At 37.5% G+C, this 14,613-nt stretch carries 13 protein-coding genes; 3 read left to right on the top strand and 10 right to left on the bottom strand.

Annotation, left to right across the window (positions count from 1 at the left end):
* Nucleotides 1-31: 31 nt before the first annotated feature.
* Nucleotides 32-1,525 (bottom strand): amidase, encoded by a 1,494-nt coding sequence (locus AC4G3L_RS11545; protein ID WP_491077101.1) that lies wholly within the window; start codon nt 1,523-1,525, stop codon nt 32-34.
* A 382-nt stretch (nt 1,526-1,907) separates the two neighbouring features.
* Nucleotides 1,908-2,456 (bottom strand): histidine phosphatase family protein, encoded by a 549-nt coding sequence (locus tag AC4G3L_RS11540; protein WP_491077100.1) that lies wholly within the window; start codon nt 2,454-2,456, stop codon nt 1,908-1,910.
* A 268-nt stretch (nt 2,457-2,724) separates the two neighbouring features.
* Between AC4G3L_RS11540 and AC4G3L_RS11535 the strand changes: the two genes are divergently transcribed.
* From AC4G3L_RS11535 to AC4G3L_RS11525, 3 genes are all read left to right on the top strand, one after another.
* The gene (locus AC4G3L_RS11535; RefSeq protein ID WP_491077099.1) at nt 2,725-2,991 is read left to right on the top strand and encodes an acylphosphatase; all 267 of its coding nucleotides are present in this window, start codon (nt 2,725-2,727) and stop codon (nt 2,989-2,991) included.
* A gap of 145 nt (nt 2,992-3,136) precedes the next feature.
* Entirely contained in the window at nt 3,137-3,919 is a 783-nt protein-coding gene (locus AC4G3L_RS11530) for a C40 family peptidase (RefSeq protein ID WP_491077098.1), read from the top strand.
* Between the two features lie 169 nt (nt 3,920-4,088).
* A complete protein-coding gene (locus AC4G3L_RS11525) occupies nt 4,089-4,397 on the top strand; it encodes a hypothetical protein (RefSeq protein ID WP_491077097.1) in 309 nt (102 codons plus the stop codon).
* Between the two features lie 24 nt (nt 4,398-4,421).
* Here AC4G3L_RS11525 and AC4G3L_RS11520 read toward each other — a convergent pair whose 3' ends face one another.
* The 8 genes from AC4G3L_RS11520 to AC4G3L_RS11485 all read right to left on the bottom strand — a co-directional run bounded on the left by AC4G3L_RS11520 (nt 4,422) and on the right by AC4G3L_RS11485 (nt 14,609).
* On the bottom strand, nt 4,422-4,619 hold the full coding sequence (locus AC4G3L_RS11520) for a ChaB family protein (RefSeq protein ID WP_491077096.1): 198 nt from the start codon (nt 4,617-4,619) through the stop codon (nt 4,422-4,424).
* Between the two features lie 118 nt (nt 4,620-4,737).
* The gene (locus tag AC4G3L_RS11515) at nt 4,738-5,457 is read right to left on the bottom strand and encodes a YebC/PmpR family DNA-binding transcriptional regulator (protein WP_491077095.1); all 720 of its coding nucleotides are present in this window, start codon (nt 5,455-5,457) and stop codon (nt 4,738-4,740) included.
* A 435-nt stretch (nt 5,458-5,892) separates the two neighbouring features.
* A complete protein-coding gene (locus tag AC4G3L_RS11510; protein ID WP_491077094.1) occupies nt 5,893-6,882 on the bottom strand; it encodes a LacI family DNA-binding transcriptional regulator in 990 nt (329 codons plus the stop codon).
* 20 nt (nt 6,883-6,902) lie between these two features.
* Nucleotides 6,903-8,888, bottom strand: coding sequence for a beta-galactosidase (locus tag AC4G3L_RS11505; RefSeq protein ID WP_491077093.1), 1,986 nt, complete (start codon nt 8,886-8,888; stop codon nt 6,903-6,905).
* A 15-nt stretch (nt 8,889-8,903) separates the two neighbouring features.
* Complete coding sequence (locus AC4G3L_RS11500; RefSeq protein ID WP_491077092.1) at nt 8,904-11,123, bottom strand: alpha-galactosidase; 2,220 nt, start codon at nt 11,121-11,123, stop codon at nt 8,904-8,906.
* A 13-nt stretch (nt 11,124-11,136) separates the two neighbouring features.
* On the bottom strand, nt 11,137-12,861 hold the full coding sequence (locus tag AC4G3L_RS11495; RefSeq protein ID WP_491077091.1) for a glycoside hydrolase family 35 protein: 1,725 nt from the start codon (nt 12,859-12,861) through the stop codon (nt 11,137-11,139).
* A 16-nt stretch (nt 12,862-12,877) separates the two neighbouring features.
* Nucleotides 12,878-13,756 (bottom strand): carbohydrate ABC transporter permease, encoded by an 879-nt coding sequence (locus tag AC4G3L_RS11490; protein WP_491077090.1) that lies wholly within the window; start codon nt 13,754-13,756, stop codon nt 12,878-12,880.
* A 1-nt stretch (nt 13,757) separates the two neighbouring features.
* Nucleotides 13,758-14,609, bottom strand: a complete 852-nt coding sequence (locus tag AC4G3L_RS11485) for a carbohydrate ABC transporter permease (protein WP_491077089.1) — start codon at nt 14,607-14,609, stop codon at nt 13,758-13,760.
* Nucleotides 14,610-14,613: the final 4 nt, after the last annotated feature.

Below are 14,613 nucleotides of genomic sequence, written 5' to 3'. Positions count from 1 at the left end.
ATTCCATGAGTTTACTCAAACTAGTTTAAATTTATCCTAAATAAGGATTTCCCTTTTGGCCAACCCAAATATCCGATTGCTCCATTAATGCTCCAATCTGAAGCAACCAATCCTCTCTTCCCTTTGGTGCCATTATTTGTACCCCTAGCGGCAACCCTTGAGCTGTTATATGAACAGGCAAGCTGATGGCTGGCTGGCCAATAATGTTCGCAAGCTGTGTGAATGGAGTATAGGTTAAACTTGGCTTAAACATCTCATAGACCAATGCTAACTGCTCAGAAGTATTTAATTCATTCACTTTTAATAACTCTGCGCTCTGTTCAGGAGTATGAGTCAATTCTCCAACCTTTGGTGCCGGGAAAGCCGTTGCCGGCGTGAGATATAAATCGTATACTTCATTAAACTTTGCCATTTGCGCAGCAGCTGTATCCCATTCTGCTATACTGCGAGTAAATTGAACGGCTGATACATTTTGTCCAGCAGTTTTGAGAACCCAAGTGACGATTTCTATATCATTAACTGTAATTGGACGTCCAATCGCTTCTTCAATCGAAAGAAGATCAGCTGCCATCTCCCCGCTGTTCATAATATAGTAATTTTCCATCAGACGGATTCCATCTACGCCGTTTTCACGTTCTTCTACACTAAATCCTGACTGCTCGAGCCATTCTACTGTCTTATGTACTGCTATTACTGCCTCTTCACTGACCGGTGTACCTACAGGAGATTTAGTAGAGAAAGCTATTTTAAGAGTTTTTTTCAGCGGTTTCGAGAGATACTCTAAATAACTTCCATTGAATAATGGCACCTGAAAAGCTGTATCCGGCTGAATGATTTGCAATGCATCCAACATAGCTGCACTGTCACGAATGGTTTTTGTTAAGGCAAAATCACCCGCCGCTCCATGCCATTGACGCCCTATCCCCGGACCAACCGGAGTCCTGCCCCTTGTTGGCTTTAATCCAACTAAACCAGTAAAGGATGCTGGAATGCGAATGGAGCCCCCTCCATCACTGGCTCCGCTGATCGGCACCATGCCTGAGGCGGTACTGGCTGAAGCCCCGCCGCTTGACCCTCCGGATGAATAATCCAAATTCCACGGATTACGGGTTGGACCATAAACAACGGGCTCCGTAATATTTTTCAGTCCGAATTCCGGTGTACTCGTTTGTCCAATAATCACAAACCCAGCCTCGCGAATTTTTCTCACATAATTAGAATCACGGTTCGCAATTCGATTTAACAGCAGTTTTGTACCAGCCGTAATCGGTTCATCTTTAATAGCTTGAGACAAATCCTTTAATAAAATAGGGACCCCTGCATATGGGCCTTGAATGGATTCTGATTTTTCTGCTTCTATCAATGCTTTTCCCATTCTTGTTCTGACAACCGCATTTAATTTAGGGTTAAGTTCATTAACTTGCTCGAATGCATCCTCAATTATTTCTTTTGAGGTAAGTTGCTTTTCTTTTATGAGCTTTGCCAATCCAAGACCATCATAGTTAGCGTAGTTTCTTAAATTCATGATTGCGACACTCCCATTTTTTGAACTACTAGTTAATTTTCTACTCTTTTCCGTTTAGACCAATAAATGAATTTGTATTTTTATTTAGCTTATTCCAATTGTTTATTCTACGGATGAAGAACTATTAGTGCCAGTCCCCCCTACTCTGCATCTGAGTCGGTAAATGAAATCATATAATATAGGAAGATATTGGTCCTTTATCTATTCTTTAATACCACACAGAACATTTTATTCGTTCCTTCATCAGCCCACCCGTAAATACAATTTTGTATTTCATTTTTTAATCTCCTATAGATCTGTATCCATGGAATTTTTTACAGTACCCGACACATGAAGGAAACCAACCCTTTACCTATCATCTTATACTTCCTCTAGTGTGAAATTATTGGTTAACTTTCCATACTCTCTGTATATCGATGTACTTTTCATCTATAATTAAATGGTAAACATCTGGATTTGTAAGTTTCATCCAAGCATGATATCCATATGAATTATCCATATTGTTCAAAATCAAAGTCAATAAATTCCCGTGAGTGACGATTAATGTGTTGGCACATTGGCTGGCCAATATTTCTTTTATCACGGCCATTCCTCTTTTTCCAGCCTCATTACTTGATTCTCCGCCTGCTAATTTTACATCAGGTTCCATAAAAGATTGATACAATTTTTCTCTCCAATCAGGCAAATCATGCTCACATAATACTCGTTCCTTTAAACGGTCATCATATTCAATATGTATACTCTTTGTTTCTGCAATTGCTTTACATGATTCAACAGTTCTTTTGTATGGACTGGATATAATCCGTTCTAAGGGAATCTCGTTAAAAAAATCTGTCAGCTCTAAAGCTTGCATGATTCCTTTATCTGTTAATGAACAATCGGATGCCTGACCGGTAGCCTCACAATGCCTGACTAAATAAATACTCTTCATGTTATCCCCCCACAAAATTTCCATTATTTGGTTTATATTATTCTATCATACCAGGTATTCTAGCGTTTACTTCCATGATATATTTCATCCTATTTGTTGATTGTCACAATAAAAATACGTACCATTTAATTAAGAAGTTATTCTTTTTAAGCAGTTCACTTGGTTACAGATAAAAACTGTCCAGATTAAAAAGAAATCATGTCATTTTACATTCAATAAAATTAAACAGTTACTGAAATATGTAAATAACAGATTAGGAGGATCAATGATGAAGCAATTTCACATAGTGGTCACGGGGCTGGTCCAGGGTGTAGGGTTTCGCTATTTTACTCTTTATACAGCAAGAAATCATGATATAAAGGGATGGGTTCGAAATCGATCAAATGGTGATGTAGAGATTATGGCGCAGGGTACTGAAGAGGCATTGGGTCACTTCATTGGTAAAATTAGAATCGGGCCGAAATACAGTGAAGTAAACCATGTCGAGATCAGTACACAGATAGCGGATGATTATAAAGCATTTACAATTAAATAAATCTTACCAATAAACAGAAAACTCACTTTTATTACATTAAACTTTCTTTTTTGTTACATTTAGGGAACAACTATAGTATTATCTTGTCGAATCTACTACACTAAGCTAGTACTTAAGAAATATACTAAGTTTAGTGGGGGTCAACATGAAAAATAAAGTTCTATCAATTACTGCTACCGCTGTCCTGGCTTCTTCTATTTTTGCCGGTGCTGCATCTGCCGCTACTGTTAAAGTTGCTAAAGGTGATACTTTATCGGAATTAGCAGTTAAATATAATACTACTGTGTCTGCAATTAAAAATGAAAACAATCTAAAGTCCGATACAATTTACATAGGACAATCTCTTAATATAGGTGAAAAAGCATCTACAAGTTCTTCTACTTCGACAAGTAAATATACGGTAAAATCCGGAGATTCCTTGTGGAAAATTGCAAATAAATATAACACTACAATTGCGAATTTAAAATCATGGAATAATTTAAAAAGCGATACGATTTATGTAGGACAAGTATTGGTTGTTAGCAAATCATCTACTTCAGCTGGTACTACATCAGGTTCTACAGTTACTAAATCAGAAGCTGAACGTATGGTTGCTACTGCAAAAAGCTTAATCGGTACTCCTTATGTATGGGGTGGAACGACTCCAGCAGGATTCGATTGCAGCGGATTCATTTACTATATTGTTAAAAAAGAACGCTCAAGCTTTACACGCACAAACACAGCTGGCTACTATTCTTCTATGAAGAAAGTAAGCACACCATCTGTAGGGGACTTTGTCTTCTTTGAAACCTATACTTCCGGAGCTTCTCATATGGGTATCTATGTTGGAAACAATAAATTTATCCATGCAGGCTCAAGCGGTGTTGTACAAGCTGATATGACATCCTCTTATTGGAAACCAAAATACTTAGGTGCAAGAAGCCTCTAAGTTTATATTGTAAAAACGGTAAGCGAACCTTAGCTTACCGTTTTTTATGTTTGACTTTATTTTTAATATGACTTCCTTTAACTAAATTTATGCAATTCGTGAACTATCGTATAGTGACCTTTCATTCGGACATCATATTCTTAAATCTGTTATGTAAGGAGATTGTCGGATGGCTAATGGATTTCGAAATAACCCATTACATATACTTTTTGCTACAATTCCCGGCCACACTGAGCAAGAGTACTGGGAACATCAAAATAATGGCTTATCCTGTCAGAAGGGAATAACCTGCTTGGAGGATGGCAGCTTTCTAATTATTGAACAAAGACAGTGGATTGAACAAGAAAGCATCGGCTATGCCATCTCAAAAGAAGAAGCCTTAAAAGAAATTCTCTTGTCAGATAACCTTGATTTGTTAAACCATCCAAAATTTTTCGAATTAAAGATTCTTTATGAAAAAACAAGGAATACTCAATAAGCTATGAGTATTCCAATATAAGTATTATTTTTCTACCCATTTACCATCGTCATTTTTTTCATACTTGTTCTTCACTGCACTCCAAGCTACTTTAAAAGCAGTTTCCTCTTCATTATATTCATCTTTTGCGGAATTAAACGCTTCTTTAAATATTTCCTGTGCATGATTTGGTAATGAATCCTTCACTGAATCAGGCAAATCTTTAACAGATTTATAGGGCATAAGATAACCTCCAATACTTAAGTTTATCTCTTACTTTTACCTCCATTCTCCTTCTTTAAACTAAAAACGTCTCCCCATGGGACATTCCCCCCGGAGAGACGTTAACATGGATAATGATTTATTCACCAAGGTCCACATTATGATAAACTTGCTGAACATCTTCCAAATCTTCAATTGCGTCAATCATTTTCTCAAATTGTACTTGAGCATCTGCGTCCAATGTTACATCATTTTGCGCAAGCATTGTCAGTTCAGCAACTGTGAATTCTGTTATACCTACATTTTTAAAGGCTTCCTGAACAGCATGGAATTGATGTGGTTCTGCATAGATAATAACTGCCTCATCTTCTTCCAGGATATCACGGACATCAATGTCTGCTTCCATTAGCAATTCAAGCACTTCATCAGATGTCTTTCCTTCAATACCAAAAACGGCTGTAGCATCGAACATGTACGCAACCGATCCGCTGACACCCATATTCCCGCCATTCTTACCAAACGCTGCACGGACTTCTGATGCTGTACGGTTCACATTATTTGTTAACGCATCAACAATCACCATAGATCCGTTTGGTCCAAAACCTTCATAACGAAGTTCGTCATAGTTTTCTTCAGATCCGCCTTTAGCTTTCTCAATTGCACGATCAATGATAGCCTTTGGCACACTGTATGTTTTTGCACGTTCGAGTACCATTTTTAATGCTTGGTTGGATTCGGGATTTGGCTCACCCTGTTTAGCTGCTACGTATATTTCACGTCCAAATTTGGCATAAATACGACTGGTATTGGCATCTTTAGAAGCTTTTTTTTCTTTAATGTTATTCCATTTACGTCCCATTATGAACACTCTCTTTCCACTATATCTACTTAAAAATAGTAATATGAATAAGCTGTCACTTCAATACTTTTTGATACATTTCATATTTTAACTAAAAGATTCTATGTATAAAAGAACAACTTAACTACTTTACCTCATTTATTATACATTTAATGGGCATTATAAAGAAAGAAGTAAGATTTTAAACCAGTTTTCAAATTAAAATTTATTTATTCCCCCCATATTATGAAGCCAACTTGCACCTTTCTTACTTTGCATAGTAATAAACCGCCCTATGATTGAATGGGCGGCTCTTACACAATTATCAAAGGATTTAAATCACCAAATCAATGTACGTAACACTTAAGAGAAAAGAGCAGAAGAATGAATTTTAATTACGGAAGCTACTTATCCAGTACTAGCTTAAGATGTTAAACATGTTCCTTCCTAACCTATTCAAAAGCTACTATCCCTAATAATTAATTCAGTGGGGAGCACTACCTTTTTTGGTACAATCCTGTTTGTCATTTGCTCCATTAATAAACTTACTGCTGTTTCTCCCATTAATTCTGTATGTATCTTAATTGTACTTAAAGATGGATAAACAAACTTGACTAAACTTGAATCATTTAACCCCACAATATTAACCCGATCAGGAACAGAGATTTTTTCTTCGTGCAATGCCTTCAAACAACCAATCGCAATGGAATCATTACCGGCAAAAAAAGCCGTTGGCAAGTTATCTCCCTCTTCTCTTATGGCTTTCTTCATTAACTTATAGCCATCATTGATTGTAAAAGAACCCGTGTAAATGGATGCTTTATCTAAAAGACCCTTCCCCCTTAAATAACTACAAAAGGCATCTATTCGTACATCTTCAATATCCATACCTTCATCCATATAGGATTCATGTCCCCCTATATAGCCAATATGCTGATGACCTAATTTTATAAAATATTTTAGTATTTTCTCAGTAGCCTTTCTTAAATCAATTATGACTGAATCAAAACGGTCTTCATCAGGGTTAAAGTCCACAAAGACTATATTGGGAGAAATTCGACTAATGCGCTCAACTTGTTTTTCCCTGAATTTACCTATAGCGATAACACCGGCAATCTCATCAGGATTGATTTCTTCCAGATTCTTATACGTGTATTTCATAGCCTGAACTTGACAGGCTTGGCAACCATTTTCTGCACCTATCCTAATGGACATATAGTAAAGATCGTCAAGCTCTTCTTTGTCTGTATACCAATTAATAATGGCCACTTTTGGTAAAGTAATCTTTCGTGTAGGTGTTTTGTTATAGGAGAGTTCTTCGGCTGCTTCAAATATTTTTCTTTTGGTCTCATCACTGACAGACAGGGTATTATCATAGTTTAGAACCCTCGAAACGGTCGCATTGGAGACACCAGCCTTTTGTGCTATATCTTTTATGGTCGCCATAAGTCCTCTTCCCTCCCATGTTATGTACTTTCAATTCCCTTATACTCATGAATAGAACCATTTTGATCCACTTTGCAAATTACACACCCAAATGGTTGCACATCAATTTCAGCAAAGCACCCTTTTGTTTCTGAATGATTGATAACCATTAAATATTTTTCCCCATTAACAATACGTTCCATCACTTCAATTCCTTCATCAGAGTGATAAACGGTTAACTCTGCTTCTAATGCAATCCTCTTACAAAGTGGTTCCATTACAGAATGATCTACATCTGCTCCAATATAATAAGCGTTGCCTTTCCCAAAGTGATTCATTGTAATGCAGGCATAATTAGAATAGTAAGAATCATGATAATGGCTGAGCGGCTTTGCTGTCGTTGGATGTACCATATCTCTCCAAATCGAGCATATTGAAAAACCTCCGTTTAAGTCGACTATTTCAGCAGTTCTTCCTCCAAGTAAGGATTCAGATTCATCTATCTCTATTCCCAATAAATTGGACAAAGGTCCTGGAACCATTTCACCAAAACGGATATTATTATCCTTGTTCTTCACACCTGCCCGATATGACATAACGACTGTTCCTCCGGCAGCTGTAAAGGCCTCCAGCCTTTTTGCCAATTCTTCATCAACCATTTTCATAATCGGGATGAGTAAGATCTTATAATCCGAAAATTCATGATCGTACCGTATCACATCTATCGCTACATTCTGCTTATAAAACGGCTCATATAAACGAATAACCTCCTGTGAAAAATTAATTCCGGGGTTCTCCCTTTGTGTGCGCCAAGACCAAATATTATCAAAGTCATATAATACCGCTATTTCAGCCTTAATTGGGCTATCCACTATATGTTGGTACTTTTTAATATCTCTAAAAAAGTTCTGTACCTCAAGATATTTTCTGGAAGGTCGATTATTGGCATCAAGTATTCCTAAGCAATATTGTTCAGCTCCGCGGTTCATACCGCGCCAACGGAAATAGAGCATATTGTTACAGCCGTGGGCAAAAGCATGATAAGACCAGGCTATCGCTTGCTTTGGACGAGGAAGATAACCAATAATATCATGACCTTGAGCCCCCATTAACTGTTCGGCAATCCAGAAATTCTGTCTTTTCAACCCTCTAATAAAATCAAGGGACATGGACAACTCAGCCGGTGTAACAGGTTCGGCCAGACCGCCCCAAACCGGGTAATTATCATATGATACAAAATCTAATTCTCTGGAAAACTCATTATGATCAAACCACTTATCAAAGAAACCTCCCGGCAGATTTGTGGTAACCGTTTGATGATCTCCTTTTAAGCTCTTCACTAAGTTCACGTGCTTCAATGCAAATCGGCTAAGTGAATAAGAACGAAATCTAGCCCAATCCTGGAGTAGTGAAGGGTTATGGACGGTAATAGTTTTAACTGGTAACGGAATCTCACTGAAATCGTTATACGTTTGTCCCCAAAAAACGGTACCCCAACGATCATTCAATTGACTTACTGTTCCATACTTTTCTTTCAAATATAGATGGAATTCCTTATGGCAGTGATCACAATAACACATGTCACTTCCTTCGTGGCCCAGTTCATTATCGATTTGCCATGAAATGATTTGCTCCTCCTGACGATAATGCTGAACAAGACGTCCGGCTATACGTAAAGATAACTCCGTATATTTCTCTGAATTATAGCAGTATTGCCGTCTGCCGCCGTAACCCATCTGCTGCCCATTTTCATCCTTTAGAAAAACTGAAGCATAGTTCTTTCCCAGCCATGCCGGAAAAGTAGCAGTAGGCGTTCCAAACATAATCTTAATTCCATATTCTTTTGCTTTAGCTACAACTCCGTCAAAAAATGAAAAATCAAACTGACCTTCTTCTTTCTCCATCAAGTGCCAAGCAAATTCACCAATACGAATAAGATTTACGTCCATTCCTTTCATTCTCTCTAAATCTGAATCTATTGAAACAAAATCCCAATGTTCCGGATAGTAATCGACTCCTAAATACATCGTAAAGCCTCCCTATTATTCGCTCTGTCTAATATAAAACACGTGAGATTGGTAATCTCCACCACGTTGGGCAACTTGTCTATTTACCCCATTGAATTCTATTGGCAAAGGAATCCCGATAGCCATTAATTCATCTCCATAATGGGCTTGGCTATCCAATTTGTAGGTTGCGTCTTCAATCAACCCAACAAGGCGAAGATATTGCTGACGTTTTGGATTTGGTATAGCCAGTACTTGATAATACCCGATTAACGCTTCGTTTTTATCCTTACTTACAATCATCCAAGCTGTCTCATTGCCTGCAAACGGATTCTTCAAACGATAGAAATCACCATCACGGATTAATTTTCGGTGTTCTTTATAAAACTGAACTTGCTGTACAATCTCCTTTTGCTCACTATCCGTTAATTGATTTGGATTAAGTTCATATCCAAATGTACCAAAATACGCAACATCAGCCCGAACAGAAATCGGCGTATTTCGAAGAGTCTGATGATTCGGAACAGCCGATACATGCGAACCCATACTATATATTGGATAAACTAAAGAGGTTCCATACTGTATTTTTAAGCGTTCTACTGCATCTGTATTATCACTAATCCAAATTTGAGGGGCATAATACAATAATCCAGGATCTACTCTTCCCCCTCCTCCAGCACAAGATTCAAATAGGACTTCTGGAAAATCCGATGTTAAGCGGTCATATAGCTTATAGACACCTAATATATAGCGGTGGAAAAACTCTCCCTGACAATGTGCTTCTAATCCTTCCGAATAGGCCTCTGTGATATAACGGTTCATATCCCACTTAATATAAGTTAGGTTGGTTTCTTTGATAATTTTTGCCATCATCGTATAAATAGTGTCCACCACTTCGTCCCTTGTGAAATCCAAAACCAGTTGGTTGCGGCTTAGGGTCTGCGTATCTTTCGGGCTGCTAATCGCCCATTCCGGATGGTTTTTAGATAGGTTACTGTTCGGGCTGATCATCTCAGGTTCAAACCAAAGTCCAAACTTTAGTCCACGCTTCTTTATTTCATCGGACAAGAATTTTAATCCGTTCGGCAATTTCTCATTGTCCACAATCCAATCACCAAGAGAGCTTTTGTCATTGTCTCGTTTGCCAAACCATCCATCATCTAGAACAAATAATTCAATACCGAGTTTCTTTGCCTTTTCTGCAATGGTCAGAAGCTTTTCTTCATTAAAATCAAAATACGTTGCTTCCCAATTATTAATCAGGATTGGCCTTAATTCATTTTTCCATCTGCTTGGGAGCAGGTGATTACGGTAAAGATTATGGAATGCTTGGCTCATTCCGTTCATGCCCATTTCTGAATATACCATGACAGCTTCGGGTGAATGAAACTGTGTACCTGGTTCAAGACACCATTCGAAACGATATGGATGGATACCAATCATGATTCTAGTATTTTCATAGTGATCAACCTCTGCCTGTGCAAGAAAATTACTGCTATACACCAGATTAAAGCCATACACTTCCCCTGTATGCTCAGTTGCATCAAGGCTGGTTAATGCTAAGAATGGATTATGATGATGTGAGCTAGCTCCTCTAATACTGCCAATCGATTGAATACCCGATTCAATTCGTCGTGTTTTTATGTGCCGCTCTCTTGACCAAGCTCCTGCCAAGTGAACCATCCTATAATCCATATTTGGATAATCAATGGATAAACTCATGAATTTTTCAATGGATATCCGCTCATGGCTATTATTTTTTAATGATGCCGAGCGGGTAATGACTGGCAAATGGTGATAAATAGTGTAATGTAAAGTTAATTCCGCATTAAGCCGCTTATCAATCAGTATTATTTGCAAAGATGTAGCATCTTGACTATCTGCATATGTGGCCGGCAGTCCAGGGATTTCTTTTTTCCCTTTTAGTATCTTGTGAGTTTTATATATAAAATTCACGACATGGCTGCCATCATTCTTACGCAGGCTTATTGCTGGGTCACGAAAATCACCTTTTCCATATACAGGGTATTCTTGCCTGAAAGATTCAATTGAAAAGGCAGGATCATCTTCAAGATGTGTACTATTACCTGTTGGATTTCCATATGCCTGAAGGCGCGAAAAGTCTTCGCGCCCCTGAATGGCTTTGCCATAATATAAATGACCTAGTTGCCCATTTTTCATAATATGGAATATATAGCTGATTTGCCCGTTTGTCAGATGAAATTGAGTATTATTATTTGAAATATGAATGTACATCCATAAAAACCCCCTATCCCAAGTCTGCCTTTTCCAAAAAAGTTATAATATGATCTGTATTTCCTTCGAGCTCTACTATCAAAATCTCATTCTCGCCGTTTTTTAGCAATGGGCCAGGGATATAAAGAGTTGTTTGTGGACCTTCTTCCCAATAGCGACCCAAGTTGAATCCGTTAACAAAAACATACCCTTTTTTCCAGCCTTTCATGGAGACAAAGGTGTCACATGATTCGTCAATATAGAGTGATCCATCGAAGAATTTTGGATACCTTTCATCTTTTGGTACGATGCCATTTAAACAAACATCTCCTAATTCAATTGGATAAATATCCCAACCAAACTGAAATTGATTATTTACCCACAATGGCTCAATAATCCCCTTGGAATCTTTAAGATTCTTTCCATAGTTCACTCGACCCATATTTTCTACTAGTATTTCAATGATATTTTCCTCATTTGTTCCAGTTAATTGAATATTCTTCACCTTATCATTTCGATAGATAATCCTCTCTAGTACACCATTGATATATACAAACGCCCTATCTCGAATAGGTGTAATATCCATTTCGAAATTACCGCAGTAAGGTACAATTGTCCGATATAACGTCAATCCATAATTTTGCCCTAACTGCTCCATTGATAATGGATGAGAACATGTCTTTTTTTCACTGATTACTGGAAGGGCATCAAACAAGCTGCATACTTCCTTAACTTCCAGTTTTCCATAATGTTTGGATTTTGGCTGCTCTTTCCTAACCTCAGATGGGAGCTGTTTAAACTCACTTATAATTTTTTGAACAAGTAAGTATTTCTCGGTAATTTCTCCAGATTCCGATAACAACGCATCGTAATCATAGCTTGTTACGGTTGGAGTATATTCATCATAACAATTAGCCCCATTCATATATCCAAAATTAGTACCGCCATGGAACATATAGAAATTAATCGAGGCACCACTTTCCAACATAACTCTCAGTGTTTCGGCTACATCAGCACCCGACCTGATATGATGCTCCCCGCCCCAATGATCAAACCAACCAATCCAAAATTCCATACACATTTTAGGATGGTTTGCCTTAAGCTCTTCCACTTTTGCAAAACCCTCTAATGGACGAGAACCAAAGTTTACAGTTGTTAATACATCAGTGAGTGAACCTGCTTCTACCATTTCAGGACCATCAGATGTGAACAGTAAACTAGTGATACCCCTATTCACTAAAGCATTTTTGAGAAACGTCAAGTATTGTTTGTCATTTCCATATGCCCCATATTCATTCTCGATTTGAAAGGCCAATACAGGACCGCCTTTTTCATATTGGTATTTCTCAATCCTTGGAATTAACTCGTCATAGTAATCACTTACATGTTGTAAAAACTGCTCATTTGAACAGCGTAGCTCGATATTTTTATCCGCTAATAGCCATGCCGGCAACCCACCAAACTCCCATTCTGCACAAATATAGGGGGATGGCCTTAAAATAACGTAAAGATCTAACTCTTGAGCCAACTCGATAAAAGCTTCCACATCTGCCAGGTAGCTAAAATTAAATTCACCTTTCTTCGGTTCATGAAGATTCCAGGGTAAGTATGTTTCAACCGTATTAAGCCCGCATTCTTTCAATTTTAACAGGCGATCCCGCCAATGCTCAGGCACAACCCTGAAGTAATGAATAGCCCCGGATAGAATTTGAAATGGTCTTCCGTCTAATAGAAATTGTTCCCTATCAACTGTCAGCATAATAACCGCTCCTTTTTTACTTAACCGCACTGCCTAACATGCCAGAAATGAAGTGTTTTTGTAATGCCAAAAAGAATATAATAATAGGTACAGTAGCCAACGAAACTCCAGTCATAATCTGACCATAATCTATAATCGATAAACCTATTAAACTTGATAATGCTACAGGGAATGTATACATATCACTCGATGTTGTTGCCACAAGCGGCCACATGAAGTTATTCCATTGAGCCATAAAAAGAAAGATTGCAGTAGCAGCTAATGCAGGCTTCATTGATGGCAGTACGATTTTAAAGAATATTCTCGATTCTCCTGCTCCATCGATCCTTGCAGCCTCTATTAATTCTGTAGGGAATGACAAGAAATTCTGCCTCATTAAGAAAATGGCGAATGGGTAACATACTGTAGGTAAAATTAGTGCCGCGTATGTATTTAATAAATTCAGATTTGTCATCATTTGAAATAATGGAATTAAGGTAGCCTGATATGGGATCATCATAGACAGTAAGAATAAGGTGAAAAGTAAGTTACGTCCTTTAAATTGATATTTTGCAATCACATAGGCGGCTGTTGAACAAACAAACAGTGCAGCTACCACATAAATACCTGAAACAATCAATGAGTTCATCAGTACCCGTACAATATCAATTGATTCATTTAAGTTAGTAAAATTTGTAACAAATTCTTTACCAGGTAAAAGTGTCGGTGTTTTAGCAAACATCTTACTGGAATGGTTAGTTGCACCAATTATCATCCAATAAAAAGGGAAAATAGAGACAATAGTAAATATCCCTAATACCACATACATGCCTATCTTCGAAGCTAACGCTGAACGGTTTTTTTTAGTTTTCACAGGCTCTACTCTACTAGATTTTTGACTTTGTAATTTTTCCATATTAATCATCTCCTGTAACCTTAAACTGGATAAAGGTTAGTACTCCTACAAGTATTACAACGGTATAAGCAATGGCAGATGCATAACCAAAATCGAAATAGTTAAAGCCGTTTTGATAAATATATAGACCTAAGGACATTGTTGCGTCTGCTGGTCCACCTTTAGTCAAGTTATACGGTTCGTCGAATAATTGTAATGTACCGATGGTTGATAAAATGGCAGCGAATAAAATGACAGGTTTAAGAGAAGGAATCGTGATAGAAAAGAATTTACGAATCTTTCCTGCACCATCAATCGAAGCTGCTTCATAGATTTCACCGGGTACATTTTGAAGTGCGGCCAAAAAAATAACCATATTATAACCGGTCCAACGCCATGTCATCGCTAATATAATCGATACTTTTGCCCAAAAAGGTGTAGAGAGCCAACCAACATCTCCAATTCCTAAGTAACCTAGTAAAGTATTAAAAATTCCGTCTTCCTGCAGCATAATTGAAAACAAAATAGAATAGGCAACCAAGGAAGTAACTGCTGGAAGGAAAAACGAAACTCTAAAAAATCCTTTTAATTTCAATAATTGATTATTTAGTAATGTTGCAAGAATCAAAGCTAAAATGAGCATAATGGGAACCTGAACTATAAAAATGATAAAGGTATTACCTAACGCCTTCCAGAAAATCGCATCATCCAATAGACGTCTATAGTTATCAAGACCCACAAATAAATATTGTCCTCTTTCCGAAGTTTGGAAGCTTAAAATAAAGGAAGATATGATCGGATATATTGTAAATATGGAAAATAGGATAACTGCTGGAGCTATAAATAAATATGGAAAAAGCTTTTGTCTATTCATCGAA

Source organism: Bacillus sp. z33, assembly GCF_058313615.1.
Note: the sequence above shows the minus strand (reverse complement) of the source record. Positions and strands in the feature narration are given on the sequence as shown.

What these genes read in the sequence shown, in the direction of transcription:
- AC4G3L_RS11545 (WP_491077101.1), bottom strand. Translation starts at nt 1,525, where the DNA reads ATGAATTTAAGAAACTACGCTAACTATGATGGTCTTGGATTGGCAAAG.
- AC4G3L_RS11540 (WP_491077100.1), bottom strand. Translation starts at nt 2,456, where the DNA reads ATGAAGAGTATTTATTTAGTCAGGCATTGTGAGGCTACCGGTCAGGCA.
- AC4G3L_RS11535 (WP_491077099.1), top strand. Translation starts at nt 2,725, where the DNA reads ATGAAGCAATTTCACATAGTGGTCACGGGGCTGGTCCAGGGTGTAGGG.
- AC4G3L_RS11530 (WP_491077098.1), top strand. Translation starts at nt 3,137, where the DNA reads ATGAAAAATAAAGTTCTATCAATTACTGCTACCGCTGTCCTGGCTTCT.
- AC4G3L_RS11525 (WP_491077097.1), top strand. Translation starts at nt 4,089, where the DNA reads ATGGCTAATGGATTTCGAAATAACCCATTACATATACTTTTTGCTACA.
- AC4G3L_RS11520 (WP_491077096.1), bottom strand. Translation starts at nt 4,619, where the DNA reads ATGCCCTATAAATCTGTTAAAGATTTGCCTGATTCAGTGAAGGATTCA.
- AC4G3L_RS11515 (WP_491077095.1), bottom strand. Translation starts at nt 5,457, where the DNA reads ATGGGACGTAAATGGAATAACATTAAAGAAAAAAAAGCTTCTAAAGAT.
- AC4G3L_RS11510 (WP_491077094.1), bottom strand. Translation starts at nt 6,882, where the DNA reads ATGGCGACCATAAAAGATATAGCACAAAAGGCTGGTGTCTCCAATGCG.
- AC4G3L_RS11505 (WP_491077093.1), bottom strand. Translation starts at nt 8,888, where the DNA reads ATGTATTTAGGAGTCGATTACTATCCGGAACATTGGGATTTTGTTTCA.
- AC4G3L_RS11500 (WP_491077092.1), bottom strand. Translation starts at nt 11,123, where the DNA reads ATGTACATTCATATTTCAAATAATAATACTCAATTTCATCTGACAAAC.
- AC4G3L_RS11495 (WP_491077091.1), bottom strand. Translation starts at nt 12,861, where the DNA reads ATGCTGACAGTTGATAGGGAACAATTTCTATTAGACGGAAGACCATTT.
- AC4G3L_RS11490 (WP_491077090.1), bottom strand. Translation starts at nt 13,756, where the DNA reads ATGGAAAAATTACAAAGTCAAAAATCTAGTAGAGTAGAGCCTGTGAAA.
- AC4G3L_RS11485 (WP_491077089.1), bottom strand. Translation starts at nt 14,609, where the DNA reads ATGAATAGACAAAAGCTTTTTCCATATTTATTTATAGCTCCAGCAGTT.